This window comes from Streptomyces sp. NBC_01384 (genome assembly GCF_045040035.1).
GTDB lineage: Bacteria > Actinomycetota > Actinomycetes > Streptomycetales > Streptomycetaceae > Streptomyces.
Window position 1 is genome coordinate 2,317,057 of record NZ_CP109559.1, and the last position, 18,397, is coordinate 2,335,453.

General features: G+C 69.3%; 14 protein-coding genes. 5 read left to right on the forward strand and 9 right to left on the reverse strand.

Features of this window, described 5'->3' with window-relative positions; translation table 11 throughout:
- Positions 1-186 precede the first annotated feature (186 nt).
- From tkt to pgl, 5 genes are read left to right on the forward strand one after another with little or no spacing between them, the layout of a single operon-like run.
- On the forward strand, positions 187-2,274 hold the full coding sequence (gene tkt / locus OG747_RS10440) for a transketolase (RefSeq protein ID WP_405879013.1): 2,088 nt from the start codon (positions 187-189) through the stop codon (positions 2,272-2,274).
- Positions 2,275-2,308: 34 nt separating this feature from the next.
- Positions 2,309-3,427: a transaldolase gene (tal, locus tag OG747_RS10445; RefSeq protein ID WP_405879014.1), complete on the forward strand. Its 1,119-nt coding sequence runs from the start codon at positions 2,309-2,311 to the stop codon at positions 3,425-3,427.
- A gap of 4 nt (positions 3,428-3,431) precedes the next feature.
- Positions 3,432-4,955: a glucose-6-phosphate dehydrogenase gene (zwf, locus tag OG747_RS10450; protein ID WP_405879015.1), complete on the forward strand. Its 1,524-nt coding sequence runs from the start codon at positions 3,432-3,434 to the stop codon at positions 4,953-4,955.
- Positions 4,952-6,019: a glucose-6-phosphate dehydrogenase assembly protein OpcA gene (gene opcA / locus OG747_RS10455; protein ID WP_405879016.1), complete on the forward strand. Its 1,068-nt coding sequence runs from the start codon at positions 4,952-4,954 to the stop codon at positions 6,017-6,019. Before zwf ends, opcA begins: the two co-directional genes overlap by 4 nt.
- A complete protein-coding gene (gene pgl, locus OG747_RS10460; protein WP_405879017.1) occupies positions 6,016-6,798 on the forward strand; it encodes a 6-phosphogluconolactonase in 783 nt (260 codons plus the stop codon). Before opcA ends, pgl begins: the two co-directional genes overlap by 4 nt.
- A 220-nt stretch (positions 6,799-7,018) precedes the next feature.
- Here the strand turns inward: pgl and OG747_RS10465 are convergent, their stop codons facing one another.
- The 9 genes from OG747_RS10465 to OG747_RS10505 form a co-directional block, all read right to left on the reverse strand.
- Positions 7,019-7,792 (reverse strand): hypothetical protein, encoded by a 774-nt coding sequence (locus tag OG747_RS10465; protein WP_405879018.1) that lies wholly within the window; start codon positions 7,790-7,792, stop codon positions 7,019-7,021.
- Positions 7,793-7,975: 183 nt separating this feature from the next.
- Complete coding sequence (gene pgi, locus OG747_RS10470) at positions 7,976-9,628, reverse strand: glucose-6-phosphate isomerase (protein ID WP_405879019.1); 1,653 nt, start codon at positions 9,626-9,628, stop codon at positions 7,976-7,978.
- A 72-nt stretch (positions 9,629-9,700) separates the two neighbouring features.
- Positions 9,701-10,969: an MFS transporter gene (locus OG747_RS10475; RefSeq protein WP_405879020.1), complete on the reverse strand. Its 1,269-nt coding sequence runs from the start codon at positions 10,967-10,969 to the stop codon at positions 9,701-9,703.
- A 191-nt stretch (positions 10,970-11,160) separates the two neighbouring features.
- Positions 11,161-11,496, reverse strand: a complete 336-nt coding sequence (locus OG747_RS10480; RefSeq protein WP_078615979.1) for an RNA polymerase-binding protein RbpA — start codon at positions 11,494-11,496, stop codon at positions 11,161-11,163.
- Positions 11,497-11,732: 236 nt separating this feature from the next.
- On the reverse strand, positions 11,733-11,969 hold the full coding sequence (gene secG / locus OG747_RS10485; protein WP_094052663.1) for a preprotein translocase subunit SecG: 237 nt from the start codon (positions 11,967-11,969) through the stop codon (positions 11,733-11,735).
- 125 nt (positions 11,970-12,094) lie between these two features.
- Positions 12,095-12,871, reverse strand: a complete 777-nt coding sequence (gene tpiA, locus OG747_RS10490) for a triose-phosphate isomerase (protein ID WP_405879021.1) — start codon at positions 12,869-12,871, stop codon at positions 12,095-12,097.
- Between the two features lie 6 nt (positions 12,872-12,877).
- Positions 12,878-14,089 (reverse strand): phosphoglycerate kinase, encoded by a 1,212-nt coding sequence (locus OG747_RS10495; protein WP_405879022.1) that lies wholly within the window; start codon positions 14,087-14,089, stop codon positions 12,878-12,880.
- A 128-nt stretch (positions 14,090-14,217) separates the two neighbouring features.
- Entirely contained in the window at positions 14,218-15,228 is a 1,011-nt protein-coding gene (gene gap / locus OG747_RS10500; RefSeq protein ID WP_405879023.1) for a type I glyceraldehyde-3-phosphate dehydrogenase, read from the reverse strand.
- Positions 15,229-15,417: 189 nt separating this feature from the next.
- Complete coding sequence (locus OG747_RS10505; RefSeq protein ID WP_405879024.1) at positions 15,418-18,375, reverse strand: M14 family zinc carboxypeptidase; 2,958 nt, start codon at positions 18,373-18,375, stop codon at positions 15,418-15,420.
- Positions 18,376-18,397: the final 22 nt, after the last annotated feature.

Below are 18,397 nucleotides of genomic sequence, written 5' to 3' on the forward strand. Positions count from 1 at the left end.
TCAGTTGCCGAACACGGAACGGACCAGTCGGGAGGCGGATCTCAGAGAGTCCCGGCAGTCTGGAATGACTCGAAAAAACGCGCGTACTTACGGGGGTAGGCTCGACAACGGCCGGTGGGCGCCCTGTGCACCGGTATTCCTGGTATTCCGACATGTGGAACATGTGGAGAGGAGCCCTGACCCAGGGTGAGCACCAAGCCGACCACCACAGACCTCGAGTGGACCGAGTGGGACCAGCGGGCCGTGGACACCGCCCGCGTCCTGGCCGCCGATGCCGTACAGAAGGTCGGAAACGGCCATCCCGGTACGGCGATGAGTCTGGCGCCTGCCGCGTACACCCTTTTCCAGAAGGTGATGCGGCACGACCCGGCGGACCCCGACTGGACCGGACGTGACCGCTTCGTGCTGTCCGCGGGCCACTCGTCCCTGACCCTCTACACACAGCTCTACCTGGCCGGGTTCGGCCTGGAGCTGAACGACCTGGAGTCCTTCCGGACATGGGGCTCCCGTACTCCGGGCCACCCCGAGTACGGGCACACCCCCGGTGTGGAGACCACGACGGGCCCGCTCGGGCAGGGTGTCGCCAACGCGGTGGGCATGGCGATGGCCGCCCGCTACGAGCGCGGTCTGTTCGACCCGGACACGGCGCAGGGCGAGTCTCCCTTCGACCACTTCATCTACGCGATCGCCGGTGACGGCTGCCTCCAGGAGGGCATCTCCCACGAGGCGTCCTCGCTGGCCGGTCACCAGAAGCTCGGCAACCTCGTCCTGCTGTGGGACGACAACCACATCTCGATCGAGGGCGACACCGAGACCGCGGTCTCCGAGGACACCGTCAAGCGCTACGAGGCGTACGGCTGGCATGTGCAGCGCGTCGCCCCGAAGCCGGACGGCGACCTCGACCCGCACGCCATCTACAACGCGATCCAGGCCGCGAAGAAGGTGACGGACAAGCCGTCGTTCATCGCGATGCGCTCGATCATCGCCTGGCCCGCCCCGCACGCGCAGAACACCGAGGCCGCGCACGGCTCGGCGCTGGGCGAGGACGAGGTCGCGGCCACCAAGCGCGTCCTGGGCTTCGACCCGGAGAAGTCCTTCGAGGTCGCCGAGGAGGTCCTCGCGCACACCCGCCAGGTCCTCGACCGGGGCCGTGAGGCGAAGGCCGCGTGGGAGAAGGGCTTCCAGGAGTGGCGTACCGCTCAGCCCGAGCGCGCCGCCGAGTTCGACCGGATCGCCGCGGGCGAGCTGCCGGCCGGCTGGGAGGAGAAGCTCCCGGTGTTCGAGGCGGGCAAGGGGGTGGCCACCCGTGCCGCGTCCGGCAAGGTGCTCCAGTCCCTCGGTGCGGTGATCCCCGAGCTGTGGGGCGGCTCCGCCGACCTCGCGGGCTCGAACAACACCACGATCGACCCGAACTCCTCGTTCCTGCCGGCCGACAATCCGCTGCCGGGCGCGAACCCGTACGGGCGCACGATCCACTTCGGTATCCGCGAGCACTCCATGGCCGCGGAGATGAACGGCATCACCCTGCACGGCAACACCCGTGTCTACGGCGGCACCTTCCTGGTGTTCTCCGACTACATGCGCAACGCCGTGCGCCTGTCCGCGCTGATGCACCTGCCGGTCACCTACGTGTGGACGCACGACTCCATCGGCCTCGGCGAGGACGGCCCGACCCACCAGCCGGTCGAGCACCTGGCCTCGCTGCGCGCCATCCCCGGCCTCAACGTCGTCCGTCCCGCGGACGCCAACGAGACCGCGATCGCCTGGCGCGAGGTCCTCAGGCGCTACACGAAGGTCTTCGGCAAGGGCGCTCCACACGGTCTCGCGCTGACCCGTCAGGGCGTGCCGACGTACGAGCGCAACGAGGATGCGGCCAAGGGCGGTTACGTCCTGTTCGAGGCCGAGGGCGGCACGCCCGAGGTCATCCTCATCGGCACCGGCTCCGAGGTGCACGTGGCCGTCGAGGCGCGCGAGCAGCTCCAGGCCGCGGGCATCCCGACGCGGGTCGTGTCCATGCCGTGCGTGGAGTGGTTCGAGGAGCAGGACCAGGGGTACCGGGACAGCGTCCTGCCGCCGTCGGTGAAGGCGCGGGTCTCGGTCGAAGCGGGTATCGGTCTGACCTGGCACCGGTTCGTCGGGGACGCGGGACGCATTGTTTCGCTGGAGCACTTCGGTGCTTCGGCCGACGGCAAGGTCCTCTTCCGCGAGTTCGGTTTCACTGCCGAGAACGTCGCCAATGCCGCTCGGGAATCGATCGCCGCAGCCCAGCGCTGACGCTGATATACGACACGTAGGAGATGCAATTTCCATGACAGACGCACTCAAGCGCCTCTCCGAGGAAGGCGTCGCGATCTGGCTGGACGACCTGTCGCGCAAGCGGATCACGTCCGGCAATCTCGCCGAACTGATCGACCAGCAGCACGTCGTGGGCGTCACCACCAACCCGTCGATCTTCCAGAAGGCGATCAGCAGCGGCGACGGCTACGAGCAGCAGCTCACCGACCTCGCCGCCCGCAAGGTCACCGTCGACGAGGCCATCCGCATGATCACGACGGCGGACGTCCGTGACGCCGCCGACATCCTGCGCCCGGTCTTCGACGCGACGCAGGGCCAGGACGGCCGGGTCTCCATCGAGGTCGACCCGCGGCTGGCCCACAACACCACCGCGACCATCGCCGAGGCCAAGCAGCTGGCCTGGCTGGTGGACCGCCCGAACACGCTCATCAAGATCCCGGCGACCAAGGCGGGCCTGCCCGCGATCACCGAGGTCATCGGCAGGGGCATCAGCGTCAACGTCACGCTGATCTTCTCGCTGGAGCGCTACCGCGAGGTCATGGACGCCTATCTGGCGGGCCTGGAGAAGGCCAAGGCCGCGGGCCTGGACCTCTCCAAGATCCACTCGGTGGCGTCCTTCTTCGTCTCCCGCGTGGACACCGAGATCGACAAGAGGCTCGACGCCCTGGGCACCCCCGAGGCCAAGGCCGCCCGCGGCAAGGCGGCTCTCGCCAACGCCCGGCTCGCCTACCAGGCGTACGAGGAGGTCTTCTCCTCCGACCGCTGGGCCGCCCTCGACAAGGCGCAGGCCAACAAGCAGCGCCCGCTGTGGGCCTCGACCGGCGTGAAGGACCCGGCGTACAAGGACACCCTGTACGTCGACGACCTGGTGGCGCCGAACACGGTGAACACCATGCCGGAAGCCACCCTGCAGGCCACCGAGGACCACGGCGAGATCACCGGCAACACCATCGCCGGTACGTACGAGCAGTCCCGCGCCGAGCTGGACGCGGTCGAGAAGCTCGGGATCTCGTACGACGACGTGGTCCAGCTCCTTGAGGACGAAGGCGTCGAGAAGTTCGCGGCGTCCTGGAACGACCTGCTCAAGTCCACAGAGGCAGAGCTCCAGCGCCTCGCCCCGTCGGAGGGCTGAAACCTTGTCAAGCAGCAACCCGCTGCGTGACCCCGCAGACCGACGGCTCCCGCGTATCGCGGGGCCGTCGGGCCTGGTCATCTTCGGCGTCACGGGCGATTTGTCACGTAAAAAGCTGATGCCCGCCGTGTACGACCTCGCCAACCGCGGGCTGCTGCCGCCGGGCTTCTCGCTCGTCGGCTTCGCCCGCCGCGAGTGGCAGAACGAGGACTTCGCCCAGGAAGTCCACGACGCCGTCAAGGAACACGCCCGTACGGAGTTCCGCGAGGAGGTCTGGCAGCAGCTCATCCAGGGGATGCGCTTCGTCCAGGGCACCTTCGACGACGACGACGCGTTCGAGCGGCTGCGCGCCACGATCGACGAGCTGGACAAGGCACAGGGCACGGGCGGCAACTTCGCCTTCTACCTCTCCGTGCCGCCGTCCGCCTTCCCGGTGGTCATCCAGCAGCTGAAGAAGCACCGCCTGGCCGACCAGACGGACGGCTCCTGGCGGCGCGCGGTCATCGAGAAGCCCTTCGGCCACGACCTGAAGTCGGCCGAGGAACTCAACGCGATCGTGCACGAGGTCTTCTCCTCGGACCAGGTCTTCCGCATCGACCACTACCTCGGCAAGGAGACCGTCCAGAACATCCTGGCGCTCCGCTTCGCCAACCAGATGTTCGAGCCGATCTGGAACCGGTCCTTCGTCGACCATGTGCAGATCACCATGGCCGAGGACATCGGCATCGGCGGCCGGGCCGGCTACTACGACGGCATCGGCGCCGCCCGGGACGTCATCCAGAACCACCTCCTGCAGCTGATGGCGCTCACGGCCATGGAGGAGCCCTCCTCCTTCGACGCGGACGCCCTCGCCGCCGAGAAGACCAAGGTCCTCGGAGCGGTCCGGATCCCCAAGGACCTGGGCCGCGACACCGTGCGCGGGCAGTACGCGGCCGGCTGGCAGGGCGGCGAGAAGGCCGTCGGCTACCTCCAGGAAGACGGCATCGACCCCAAGTCGAAGACCGACACCTACGCCGCGATCAAGGTAGAGGTGGACAACCGCCGCTGGGCGGGCGTCCCCTTCTACCTCCGCACCGGCAAGCGCCTGGGCCGTCGCGTCACCGAGATCGCGGTCGTCTTCCAGCGCGCCCCGCACTCCCCCTTCGACCACACGGCGACGGAGGAACTGGGCCAGAACGCGATCGTCATCCGCGTCCAGCCCGACGAGGGCATCACGGTCCGCTTCGGCTCCAAGGTCCCCGGCACCTCGATGGAGATCCGGGACGTCTCCATGGACTTCGCGTACGGCGAGTCGTTCACGGAGTCGAGCCCGGAGGCGTACGAGCGTCTGATCCTGGACGTCCTGCTGGGCGACTCGAACCTCTTCCCGCGCACCGAGGAGGTCGAGCTGTCCTGGAAGATCCTCGACCCGATCGAGCAGCACTGGGACAAGCACGGCAAGCCCGCGCAGTACCCCTCGGGCACCTGGGGCCCCGTCGAGGCGGACGAAATGCTCGAACGAGACGGACGGAGCTGGCGTCGCCCATGAAGATAGACCTCACGGACACCACGGCCAGCAAGATCAACAAAGCGCTGGTGCGGGGCCGCCGCGCCATCGGCACCCCCGCCGTCGGCATGGTCCTCACCCTCGTCATCGTCACCGACGAGGAGAACGCCTACGACGCCCTGAAGGCCGCCAACGAGGCCTCCCGCGAGCACCCCTCGCGCACCCTCGTGGTCATCAAGCGCGTCTCCCGCTCGCCCCGCGACCGCACGAAGTCGCGCCTCGACGCCGAGGTGCGGGTCGGCGCGGACGCGGGCACCGGCGAGACGGTCGTCCTGCGGCTGTACGGCGAGGTCGCCAGCCACGCCGACTCCGTTGCCCTGCCGCTGCTGCTGCCGGACGCGCCCGTCGTCGTCTGGTGGCCGGTGAACGCGCCGACCGACCCGGCCAAGGACCCGCTGGGCGCCCTGGCCCAGCGCCGGGTCACCGACACCTATGCGGCCGAGACGCCGGTACGCGAGCTCAGCGCCCGCGCCGACGCCTACACCCCCGGGGACACCGACCTCTCCTGGACCCGCATCACGCCCTGGCGCTCGATGCTGGCCGCCGCCCTGGACCAGGTCACCTGCGACGTGAACGCGGTCGAGGTGGAGGGCGAGGAGTTCAACCCGAGCGTGGAACTGCTCGCCATGTGGCTCGCGGACCGGCTGGACGTCCCCGTCAAGCGCTCCAAGTCCTCCGGCCCCGGCCTCACCGCCGTCCGGATGGACACGAGCTGCGGCCCGATCGCCCTGGACCGGGCGGACGGGTCTTTGGCCACCCTCTCCATCGAGGGCCAGCCCGACCGCGCGGTGGCACTCAAGCGCCGCGACACCTCCGAGCTGATCGCGGAGGAGTTGCGCCGGCTCGACCCGGACGACACCTACGCGTCGGCCCTGCGGTACGGAGTGGACCGGCTGAACGGGTCGGTGGCGGCCGGGGCTTCCGAGGAGGAGCCGGGCGCGGTCAAGGCGGCGGCCACGGCCACTGCCACCAAGACGACCGCCGCCAAGGCGCCCGCGAAGAAGGCCCCCGCAAAGGCCCCTGCGAAGAAGGCGGCGGCCAAGTGAGTACGCCGCAGCTCGTCGTGCACCGCGACAAGGAGCTGATGGCCCAGGCCGCCGCGGCCCGGCTGATCACCAAGGTCGTGGACGCGCAGGCCTCGCGCGGCTACGCCTCGGTGGTCCTCACCGGCGGGCGCAACGGCAACGGGCTCCTCGCGGCGCTCGCGGCCGCGCCCGCCCGGGACGCCATCGACTGGGGCCGTATCGACCTGTGGTGGGGCGACGAGCGGTTCCTGCCCGAGGGCGACCCGGGCCGCAACGACACGCAGGCCCGTGCGGCACTGCTGGACTCGGTGCCGGTGGACCCCGCGCGGCTGCATCCGATGCCCGCGTCCGACGGCCCGTACGGCGCCGACGTGGACGCGGCGGCGGATGCGTACGCCGCGGAGCTCGCCAAGGCCGCGGGGCCCGAGAACCACGGTTCCGTGCCCACGTTCGACGTGCTGATGCTCGGTGTCGGCCCGGACACCCATGTGGCCTCGCTCTTTCCGGAGCTGCCCGCGGTGCGGGAGACGGAGCGGACGGTGGTGGGCGTGCACGGCGCGCCGAAGCCGCCACCGACCCGGATCACCCTCACCCTCCCCGCGATCCGCTCCGCCCGCGAAGTCTGGTTGTTGGCGGCCGGCGAGGACAAGGCACAGGCCGCGGCGATCGCCCTGTCGGGCGCGGGCGAGGTACAGGCCCCGGCAGCCGGCGCCCACGGCCGCTCCCGCACCCTGTGGCTCCTGGACGCGGCGGCGGCCTCCCAACTCCCGCGCTCCTTGTACCCACCGGCTTCGCCGTGAGATAGGGAATGGGTAGGGGCGGCGGAGGCGCTCTCGCCACCGCCGCCCCTACCCATTCCCCCCTCCTGGGGGCTGCCACCCAACTCCGGGCGGGCGGGAATCCGGGGCGAAGCCCCGTCCAGGGGCGCGGGGAACCGCGCGACCAGCCCCACCCACCCGCGGCAAATGAACGACGCCCGGAGTCTGGAGCGCACCCCCAGGGACGATGGGGGCGAGGAACCTAGTGGTGCCGCTGCTGGTACGGATTCCCCGGCCACGGCGACGCATAGGGGTTGCCCTGCGGCGGCGCATACCCGGCGCCCGGCGCATACGCCGGCCGCGGTGGAGGCAGCGTCACCGGATGCGCGCCCAGCCGTATCCCGTGCCGGCGCCGAAGCCGGTACATCTCCAGCACGGCGATCCCTGTGACCGTCACCGGCGCCCCCAGGATGAACACGATCCCCATGGTGAGGCTGAGCCCGTGGAGGTCGCCCGTGGCGAGGTCCGGAAGGGCCATCAGCCACGTCGTCACCGTGGCGAGCAACGGCGGCAGACACCGGTGCACGGCAGCCGTACCGAAGAAGTTGCCGGACACCTTCACCGCACCCGAGGCGACGAACCCGGTCAGCCAGATCGCCACCAGCCCCAGCACCAGGGCGAGCCCTCCGCCCCCGACGGCAAGCCACCACATCAGCACCGTCAACACGACGGACCCGACGAAGGCCAGCAGCAGCTTGAGCGAGTTGCCGAGCGGAACGCGCAGCCGGCGCACCGTCCCGGTACGCCGCCAGACGTAGAGCATGACCCCGACGGTCAGGGGCGTGATGAACAGCAGCACGGCGGACGCCGTCAGCATGTTCTGCAGCATCTCCGTGAAGGCGAAGCCGCCCTCCACGAAGGTGTAGACACCCAGCGCCGCGACCGCCCCGGCAAGGACCCGCACTCGTTTGAGCCGCTCCACCCCCGGATCGACCGCCTCCGGGATCCACGCCGGATGGAACACCGCATCCGCCACGCGCTTCGGCCTCAGAAACGACCTCGCCGTCAGCGCCCCACCCGTCCAACTCCCCCGCGAACCAGGCACCTTCCGCTCCCCCGAGCCATCACCTTCATGATCGCCCGGGAGTCCACGGGAAGCGGGCGGACTCCCGCCGCCCGCTTCCCGCACTCACGGGCCCTCTACCCAGGCTACCGGCGGCTAGCGGCCGCGCAGCTCCCGGTACTTGGCGACCAGCGCCTTCGTCGACTCGTCAAGGCCCGGCACCTCCGCGCCCTCGGTCAGCGCGGGCTCGACACGCTTGGCGAGCACCTTGCCGAGCTCGACTCCCCACTGGTCGAAGGAGTCGATGTTCCATACGGCGCCCTGGACGAACACCTTGTGCTCGTACAGGGCGATGAGCTGGCCGAGCACCGACGGAGTCAGCTCGCGCGCGAGGATCGTCGTCGTCGGGTGGTTGCCCTTGAACGTCTTGTGCGGCACCAGCTCCTCGGGCACCCCTTCGGCGCGCACCTCGTCCGGCGTCTTGCCGAAGGCCAGGGCCTGGGTCTGCGCGAAGAAGTTCGCCATCAGCAGGTCGTGCTGGGCGACCAGCCCCGGCAGCAGATCGGCGACCGGCTCGGCGAAGCCGATGAAGTCCGCCGGGATCAGCTTCGTGCCCTGGTGGATGAGCTGGTAGTAGGCGTGCTGCCCGTTGGTGCCGGGCGTGCCCCACACCACCGGACCGGTCTGCCACTCCACCGGGTCGCCGTCGCGGTCCACGGACTTGCCGTTGGACTCCATGTCCAGCTGCTGCAGGTACGCGGTGAACTTGGACAGGTAGTGCGAGTACGGCAGTACGGCGTGCGACTGGGCGTCGAAGAAGTTGCCGTACCAGATGCCCAGCAGGCCGAGCAGCAGCGGCACATTGGCCTCGGCGGGAGCGGTGCGGAAGTGCTCGTCGACGATCCTGAACCCGTCGAGCAGCTCCCGGAACCGGTCCGGGCCGATCGCGATCATCAGGGACAGGCCGATCGCCGAGTCGAAGGAGTAGCGTCCGCCGACCCAGTCCCAGAACCCGAACATGTTGGCCGTGTCGATGCCGAAGTCCGACACCTTCCCGGCATTGGTCGACAGCGCCACGAAGTGTTTGGCGACGGCTTCCTGACCGGCCTTCAGCTCGGTCTGCAGCCAGTCGCGCGCCGAGGTCGCGTTGGTGATCGTCTCGATGGTGGTGAACGTCTTCGAGGCGATGATGAACAGCGTCTCGGCCGGGTCGAGGTCGCGGACGGCCTCGTGCAGATCGGCGCCGTCCACGTTCGACACGAAGCGGACCGTGAGGTCGCGGTCCGTGAAGGAGCGCAGCACCTCGTACGCCATCGCCGGGCCGAGGTCGGAGCCGCCGATGCCGATGTTCACGACGTTCTTGATGCGCTTGCCGGTGTGGCCGGTCCACTCGCCCGAACGGACGCGCTCGGAGAAGTCCGCCATCCTGTCGAGGACGGCGTGCACGCCGGGGACGACGTTCTCGCCGTCGACCTCGATCACCGCGTCGCGCGGGGCGCGCAGCGCGGTGTGCAGCACGGCCCGGTCCTCGGTGACGTTGATCTTCTCGCCACGGAACATGGCGTCCCGCAGGCCGAAGACGTCCGTCGACGCGGCCAGCTCGCGCAGCAGCCGCAGCGTCGCGTCGGTGACCAGGTGCTTGGAGTAGTCGACGTGCAGATCGCCGACCTGGAGGGTGTACCCGGATCCGCGCCCGGGGTCGGTTGCGAACAGGTCCCGCAGATGGGTCCCCTCGAGCTCCTCACGGTGCTTGGCCAGAGCGGTCCACTCGGGCGTCCGGTTGAGCCTGGCACGGCTGTCTGCGTTCATCTCTGGCTTCCGCCTTCTTTCCTGCGTGTGCTGCTGTCTACCTCGCCCCACTGCCGGTCCCAACCTAATTGATCAGGGCCTGACGTGAGCTGTCGTAGCGCCGTCGTCCGGCTCAACAACAGATACGTCCGGCAGATGCGCGGGTATCAGCGAGGTGACGGCGAGGGCGAAGAGCACGGCGGCGAACAGCGCGGGCCCGTTCAGCCCGTACGCGCTCGCCACGGCGCCGCCCAGCAGGGCACCGAGCGGGGCCCCGGAGATCGAGGCGGTGCGGAAGGCGGAGCTGATACGGCCGACCATGTCCTGGGGGCTGCGCTGCTGCATCAGCGTGACCTGGTTGACGTTCCACACCATCCCCAGGGCCCCGAGCAGCGCCATGCCGACGAGGAGGGCGACCAGATGACGGACAGTGCCCATGAGTACCAGCGACGCGGTCTGGACGCTTCCGCCCAGCAGCAGGGCGCGTACCCGCCCGAATCGGCGCGCGATCCGCTGGGCCAGCACTCCTCCGGCCAGGCTCCCCGCCGAATACGCCGTCATCGCGGCCGCGAAACCCGCGCTCCCCGCGTGCAGCCAGCCGGTCACGTGCAGTACCAGGGTGGCGATCAGGGCGCCCATGCCGACGTTGCACAGCAGCGTGGCCGTGCAGATCGCGCGCAGGACCCCGTCGCTCCACAGGGCGCGCAGGCCCTCGGCGACCTCGGCCCGCAGGGTCCTCCCGGCCGGCCGGGGGTCCCGCTCGGGCACCCGGATCCGCAGGGAGGCCACGAGCGCGGCGGCCAGCAGATAGGTGGCCGCGTCGGCCGCGAACGGCATGGCGGCCCCCGCGGCGAGCAGCAGCGGCACGAAAGGGCCCGCCAGGAAGCCGCCGGCGAGCTGCTGTCCGGTCATCAGCCGGGCGTTGGCACTGCCCAGGGCCTCTTTGTCCACCAGGGACGGCAAGAGGGCCGTGGACGCGTTGTCGAACAGTGTCTGGAGGGTGGTCAGGGCGAAGGTGAGCGCGATCAGCAGGCCGATCGAGGCGTGTCCGAGCCCGACGGCGAGGGCGAAGCAGGCCACCAGCGCGCCTCGCACGGTGTCCACGGCCCACATCGCCCGCCGCTGGTCCACCCGGTCCGCGACCGCGCCGCCGAGCAGCCCGAAGAGGAGCCAGGGCAGGTAGCCGCAGGCCGTGACGGACGCGATGACGAGCGGATCGTGGGTGAGCCGCACGGCGAGCAGCGGCAGCGCGGCGGTGCGCAGCGCGTCCCCGAACCGCGACACCACCGCCGCGCCCCACAGCCGCCCGAATCCCCCGCGCCACGCGGGTGCGCGCACCCCCGCCGCCTCGACCGTCGTCACAACGCCCCCTCTGATTCCGCCACTTCGAGAACCGTAGAGGGCACCACTGACAATCGACCTGGCGGCGGCGCCGCGGACGCCCCCGGAGCCCGGCCGGCGCGGCCGTGCGTCCCGGCGGCGCGCCACTGCGCACCCCGGCCTGCGAAACACGTCCGGCCAGGCACCCTCGGTGCCCGGCCGGTTGTCAACTCCTAGATTTCGCCCCGCAGTTTGGCGAGCGCCTCGGCGAGGATCGCCTCGCCGTCCGCGTCGCTGCGCCGCTCCCGTACGTACGCGAGGTGCGTCTTGTACGGCTCGGTGCGCGGCGGGTCCGGCGGGTTGTCCCGGTCCTGTCCGGCGGGAAAGCCGCAGCGCGGGCAGTCCCAGGTCTCGGGAACCTGCGCGTCGCTGGCGAAGCTGGGCACCGTCTCGTGCCCGTTGGAGCACCAGAAGGAGATGCGCAGCCGCGGCGCGGACTCGCCGCGCTCGGCCTCGCCCATCGGCCCCGCCCCGACCCGGCTTCCTCGGATCGCGTTGCCACTTGCCACGGTCGTAACTCCCTGCGTGATGGTGCCGCGAAGCGAGTCGGCGTGACGCTTCGCTGCGAGCGCCTCAGTCTACGTAAGGCCCAACGCGCGTCCAGTGATTGGAGTTACACCCCCGCCCCTAGACGCAAGCCCCATGATAGGCCGCGCCTGCGGGCGCGTACCGGACATGGGGCCTTACGTGCGGAATGTGCTTGCGGAATGTGCAGTTGTGCTGCCGTACCGATGTCGGTCGGTGATCAGTTGTTGACCTTCATCAGGATGCCGAGCACGACGATGCACGCGAACCAGAGCAGACCGATCACCACGGTGATGCGGTCGAGGTTGCGCTCGGCGACCGAGGAGCCACCGACGGACGACTGCATGCCGCCACCGAACATGTCGGAGAGGCCGCCGCCCTTCCCCTTGTGCATCAGCACCAGCAGCATCAGCAGCAGGCTGAAGACGATCAGGGCGATCGAGAACCCCAAAACCACGGCTGGACCAACTTCCTCGGAACTGAATGGACGACGGGGGCCGAAGCCTACTGGGTGAGCACCTCACGCCCACTTTGAAGGCCACGACCCCCGCAAGGGTACGACGGATCGCCGCTACCGCCTACTCACTGGTCGCGGAAGCGGACGATCTTGACGAACTCGTCGGCGTCCAGGGAGGCGCCGCCGACCAGGGCGCCGTCGATGTCGGGCTTCGCCATGATCTCGGCGACGTTGCCGGACTTCACGGAGCCGCCGTACTGGATGCGGACCTTGTCGGCCAGCTCCTGGGAGTACAGCTCGGCCAGGCGCCCGCGGATCGCCGCGCAGACTTCCTGGGCGTCGTCGGAGCCGCAGACCTTGCCGGTTCCGATGGCCCAGACCGGCTCGTACGCGATCACGATCGACTCGGCCTGCTCGGCGGGGATGTCCTTGAGGCCCCCGTCGACCTGGGAGAGCGTGTGCGTGACGTGGTTGCCCGCCTCGCGGACGTCGAGCTCCTCGCCGACACACAGGATCGGGGTCAGGCCGTGCTTGAAGGCGGCCTTGACCTTGGCGTTGACGATGTCGTCGGTCTCGTTGTGGTACTGCCGACGCTCGGAGTGGCCGATCGCCACGTACGTGCACTTCAGCTTGGACAGCATCGGGCCGGAGATCTCGCCGGTGTAGGCGCCGGAGTCCTGCGCCGAGACGTCCTGCGCGCCGTACTTGATCTTGAGCTTGTCGCCGTCGACCAGGGTCTGCACTGAGCGCAGGTCGGTGAAGGGCGGCAGGACGGCCACCTCACAGGCCTCGTAGTCCTTGTCGGCCAGGGCGAAGGCGAGCTTCTGGACGTGCGCGATGGCCTCGAGGTGGTTGAGGTTCATCTTCCAGTTGCCCGCCATCAGCGGCGTACGAGTGGTCATGCGGGGTCAGTCCTCCAGTGCGGCGAGGCCGGGGAGCGTCTTGCCCTCGAGGTATTCGAGGGAGGCGCCGCCACCGGTCGAGATGTGGCCGAATGCCGTCTCGTCGAAGCCCAGGATGCGGACGGCCGCGGCGGAGTCGCCACCGCCGACGACCGTGAAGGCCGGGGAGTCGAGAAGGGCCTGGGCGACCGCCTTGGTGCCCTCGGCGTAGTCGGGGTGCTCGAAAACGCCCATGGGGCCGTTCCAGAAGACGGTGGCCGCGTCGGCGAGCTTCGAGGCGTACAGCTTGCGGGTCTCCGGACCGATGTCCAGGCCCTCCTGGTCGGCCGGGATGGCGTCCGCGGCGACGGTGGTGGGGTTGGCCGGGGCCTTGGTCTTCAGGTCCGGGAACTCCGGGGCGACGAGGACGTCGACGGGGAGGACCAGCTCGACGCCGCTCTTCTCCGCGCGCTCGATGTACTCCTTGACGGCCGGTACCTGGTCCTCCTGGAGGAGGGAGATGCCGACCTCGTAGCCCTTGGCCTTGAGGAAGGTGTACGCCATGCCGCCGCCGATGAGCAGACGGTCGGCCTTGCCGAGCAGCTGGTCGATGACGGCGAGCTTGTCGGAGACCTTGGCGCCGCCGAGCGCGACCACGTAGGGACGCTTGACGTCCTCGGTGAGCTTCTTCAGGACGCCGACCTCGGTGGCGATCAGATAGCCCGCGTAGTGCGGAAGGCGCGCCGGGAGGTCGTACACGGAGGCGTGCTTGCGGTGCACGGCGCCGAAACCGTCGCCTACGTAGACGTCGGCCAGGGCGGCGAGCCGGTCGGCGAACTCGCCGCGCTCGGTGTCGTCCTTGGACGTCTCACCGGCGTTGAAGCGCAGGTTCTCGATGACCGCGACCTGGCCGGGCTGCAGGCCGTTCACGGCGTCGTGGGCGGCGGGGCCCACGGTGTCCTGGGCGAACGCGACGGGGGCGCCGAGCAGTTCACCGAGGCGCTCGGCGGGCTGCAGCAGGGAGAAGGCGGGGTCCGGAGCGCCCTTGGGGCGGCCCAGGTGCGAGGCGACGACCACCTTGGCGCCCGCTTCGGCGAGGGCCTTGATGGTGGGCAGGACGGCGCGGATGCGGCCGTCGTCGGTGATGAGGCCGTCGGCCAGCGGCACGTTCAGGTCGGCGCGGACGAAGACCCGCTTGCCGTCCACGCCTTCGGCGAGAAGTTCGTCGATCGTCTTCATAAGGGGACTCCTAGGAGGGCTCTTCAGATCCGGAAGGGCTGATCCGTCAGTACGTAGCACAGGGCTCGGACAGCGCGGCCTTGCGCTGCCCGAGCCCTGTGCTCACATCGAGGTGCCTGCTCCGGGACTTAGAGCTGGCCGCCGACGAAGACCGTGAGGTCGACGAGGCGGTTGGAGTAGCCCCACTCGTTGTCGTACCAGCCGAGGATCTTCACCGAGTTGCCCTCCTGGACCATGGTCAGGGAGGAGTCGAAGGTGCAGGAGGCCGGGTCGCTGACGATGTCCGAGGAGACGATCTGGTCCTCGGTGTAGGACAGGTAGCCCTTGAGGTCGCCGTCCTCGGAGGCCTTCTTGAACGCGGCGTTGACCTCGTCCTTGGTGACCTCGCGCTGCAGCGTCACGACCAGGTCGGTGGCCGAACCGGTCGGGACCGGGACGCGCATGGCGATGCCGTCCAGCTTGCCCTTGAGCTGCGGGAGGACCAGCGCGGTGGCCTTGGCGGCACCGGTCGTGGTCGGGATGATGTTCTCGGCGGCGGCGCGGGCGCGGCGCAGGTCCGAGTGCGGGAAGTCCAGGATGCGCTGGTCGTTGGTGTACGCGTGGACCGTCGTCATCAGGCCCTTGACGATGCCGAAGTTCTCGTCGAGCACCTTGGCCATCGGCGCCACACAGTTGGTGGTGCAGGAGGCGTTGGAGATGACGTGGTGGTTCGCCGGCTCGTACTTGTCCTGGTTGACGCCCATCACGATGGTGATGTCCTCGTCCTTGGCCGGAGCCGAGATCAGGACCTTCTTGGCGCCACCTGCGATGTGCTTCTCGGCGTCGGCCTTCTTGGTGAAGATGCCGGTCGACTCGATGACGATGTCGACGCCCAGCTCGCCCCACGGGATGTCGGCGGGGTTGCGCTCGGAGAGCACCTTGATGGTGTGGCCGTCGACGGTGATCGTGTCGGCGGTGTGCGACACCTCGGCCTTGAGGCGGCCCAGGATGGTGTCGTACTTCAGCAGGTGAGCGGTGGTCGCGGTGTCACCCAGGTCGTTGACAGCCACGATCTCGATGTCAGCACCCTGCTCCAGCAGCGCGCGGAAGTAGTTACGACCGATGCGGCCAAAGCCGTTGATGCCTACGCGGATCGTCACGAACCGATCTCCTCGTTGGTACGCCGGCTCAGTGCCGGCGAGTTGTATGGGATGTCCCCGACCGCCTACGACCCTACCTCCCTGAGGCGCCTGCGGTGACATCGAGATGCCCCATACACGGCAGGGCGTTCCGTACCCACCAGTAGGGGTACGGAACGCCTTCGATGTTGACGAGACCGTCACATAGCGTTAGTCCTTCAGCGCCGTGAGCGCCTTCTTCATCAGGGCCGCACGGTCGGCCGCCGCGGTGACGTGCTCCAGGCCGAAGCCCAGCAGCACGGTGTCGTCCGTGGTGACCCCTCCATACGTCTTGAACAGCTCTCCGTAGCGCGCCCAGTCCTTGAGGACGGCGGGGCTGCCCGGGGGCGGCCCGGAGGCGCTCCAGGGCCCGAGGGAAGTCTCGAATCCCTCGGTCTCGGTGGCCGCCCCGCCGACGACGAGGGAGGCGTTGTCCGTGAGGACTCCGTGGCCGCCGGTGCCCGGGTCGGTGATGTAGCTCAGCGACACCTCGACCGACTTGCCGGCGTACGCGCTGAGGTCGAAGTTGACCTGCTGCCAGCCGCTGGAGGCGCCGGTGAAGCTGTTCCACGCACCGCTGGTACCGGTGTTGGCGCAGCCGGCGGAGCTCACGGTCAGGTACCGCTTGAGGAAGGGGTGCTCCCTGACCAGGAATCCGGCCTCGCACTCGGAGGGAACCGTGGTGCTGGTGGCCCCGCCCGCCTCGGGAAGCGTGGTCCAGTCGTCGGCCCCGGTGGTGTGTGCTTCGAGGACGGCGTGGTCGTAGCCGGGCTCGGTGTCCCACAGGAGCTGGGTGCGCAGTGTCGGCTTGTCGGCCGCACTGACACCGGTGAGGTCGATGGTGCGGGTGAGGCGCTTATAGGCGTCGTCGGTGTGCACCGCGGCGGCCATGTACGAGCCCGCGTAGGGCCCGTAGGGGTTGACGGTCCCGGCGAACTGGCCCGCTCCCGTGCTCGACGAGAACTGCGGGTACTGCGCGGCGGCCAGCGAGTCCGAGGTGACGCTGTAGGTACCCGCGGCGTTCAGCGGATTCCCGGGCGCGTCGCCGAGCGCCCCCGTGAAGCCGGTGAGCTTCCCGGAGCCGGTGAAGCCGGTCGCCCCCGGAGTGGACGTACGGGAGTAGGCACCCAGGTAGTACTGGCTGAAGTCGTTCGAGAAGGTGCCGCCGCCGAGGTCGACGCTGCCGCCGGCCAGCTCGCCCGCCTCGATCAGCTTGCCTCCCTCGTTGAGGAAGGCGCGCAGTTGGAGCTGGGTGGCGTTGCCGGGCCGTACGGCGCCCGTGTAGTGGACGACCGTCTTGAAGTGGTCGAGCACGCCGAGCGCGTCCGGCGCGCCCAGGGTCGCCACGTCCCAGACGAGGGGCTTCTTGCCGCCCGCCTTCAGGGCGTCGACGTACGCCTGGGACTGCGTGGCGGTCGCGCCCTCCTCGGCGACGACCAGCGTGTCGGCGCTGGGTCGCTGGGCCACGGTGTACGTGAAGTGCGTGCTGGAGGTGGGCTTCCCGCTCTTCGTCTCGCCGGTGAACCAGACCTCGACCTTGTCACCCGGGTCGCCGTCCTTCACCTTGGCGCGGTACTCGTCGAAGTAGAGGTTGTCCTTGCCGCCGTAGGTCTCGCCGCCCTTCCATGCCTTGAGCGCCATGTCCAGCGTACGGCCGCCGTTGACGCGGTACTTGAGTTCCTTGTCGCGTACGGACTTGCGGACGACGACGGAGACCTCCTGGTCGGCGCCGCGGGAGTACGACGTCGTGAAGGGGGCCGGGGTGAAGTCGGGCGCATCGAGGCCGACCGAGGACGACGGCCGGTCGGGGTGGGCGGCGGTCTCGGCGACGGAGAGCGCGAACGGGATGTTCTTCTCGAACTCCTGCTCGATCAGCTTCTCGTCGTCCGGGAAGGTGAAGACCGAGGCGCAGTCGGCCGCGTTCCAGGCGTCGTTCGGGTCGATGGCCGACGCGGTCTGGCAGGTCGACATCTCGGGGGTGAACATCGCCATGCCGTTGACGTTGCCCGCGTGGCCGTCCGCCTCGCCGTTGGTCGTGTAGAGCTCCGAGGAGACCTGCGGGTGATAGCCCGGGATCGCCGAGTTCTCGGGGGTGCCGGCGAGCGCCTTGTAGAGCACGTCGTCCGGGGTCGGTGTCGCCACCTGCCAGCCCACTCCGTAGAGGAGCAGTTCGGCGGCGGAGTGGTAGTTGATGCCGTATGTGAAGCCGATCCGCTTCTCGAAGGCGTCGAGCGCCTTGGTCTCGGGCTCGGAGCTGGGGCTCGCGCCGCGGTAGGTCTCACTGGTGGGGTTGGGGGACGAACCCTCGTCGTCGTAGCCCCATTTGTAGGCGAAGTTGCGGTTGAGGTCGACGCCGTCACCGGTGGAGATGACCCCGTCGCCGTTCACGTCCCGCAGGTTCTTGCGCCACTGGCGGGCGTCCGAGTCCTTGAACGTGTAGTCGTAGCCGTCGGGATTGGCCGACAGGACGAACCACAGCTCGGTCGAGTCGACGATCTTCTTGATGCGCTTGTCGGTGGAGTAGTTGTCCAAGTAGTAGTGCATCAGACGCCGCGTCATCTCGGGCGTGATCCACTCGCGTGCGTGCTGGTTGGACAAGTACAGGACAGAGGGCTTGGAGCCGTCCTTGGTCTTCTTCGCGCCCTTGGTCAGTTTGAGCGCGAGGATGTCCTGGCCGTTGACGGTCTTGCCGATGGAGACGACCTTGGTGAGGTCTGGGTGGGCCGCGCCCGTCTTGACGATCTCCTCCTGGAGATTGCCCTTGCCGCTGTACGGGCGGAACACGCCCTGGGCCGCGTCCGCGACCCGGTCCTCGGCCTTCGCGGAGAGGGTGTGCTCGGTGAGCTCGACGCCCTGCTTCTCCAGCTTCTGGGCCTGCTGGTCGGTGACGTAGACCTCGACCGTGCTCTTGCCGTTCTTCCAGGTCGTGTCGCCGAGTTCGTCGCCGTCCTGCCCGGCCGCGAGGAGCAGGGGTATCTGCTGCTTCGTGACCTCCGCGTGGAACACCTTCACGGCGTTCGCATCGGGCTTGGGCGAACCGCCGCTCTGCGCCTGGGCGATGGGCGCCATGCCCGCACCGCCCAGCAGGAGCGCGCCCGCAGCGAGAATCGCTCTCGCTCTTCGTCTCATGAGCCCCCCTTGCGTTAGTCCG

Bases quoted from the DNA above. Each gene is read 5' to 3' on its own strand.
- tal (WP_405879014.1), top strand. From the start codon at position 2,309: ATGACAGACGCACTCAAGCGCCTCTCCGAGGAAGGCGTCGCGATCTGG.
- opcA (WP_405879016.1), top strand. From the start codon at position 4,952: ATGAAGATAGACCTCACGGACACCACGGCCAGCAAGATCAACAAAGCG.
- pgi (WP_405879019.1), bottom strand. From the start codon at position 9,628: ATGAACGCAGACAGCCGTGCCAGGCTCAACCGGACGCCCGAGTGGACC.
- tpiA (WP_405879021.1), bottom strand. From the start codon at position 12,871: ATGACCACTCGTACGCCGCTGATGGCGGGCAACTGGAAGATGAACCTC.
- OG747_RS10495 (WP_405879022.1), bottom strand. From the start codon at position 14,089: ATGAAGACGATCGACGAACTTCTCGCCGAAGGCGTGGACGGCAAGCGG.
- OG747_RS10505 (WP_405879024.1), bottom strand. From the start codon at position 18,375: ATGAGACGAAGAGCGAGAGCGATTCTCGCTGCGGGCGCGCTCCTGCTG.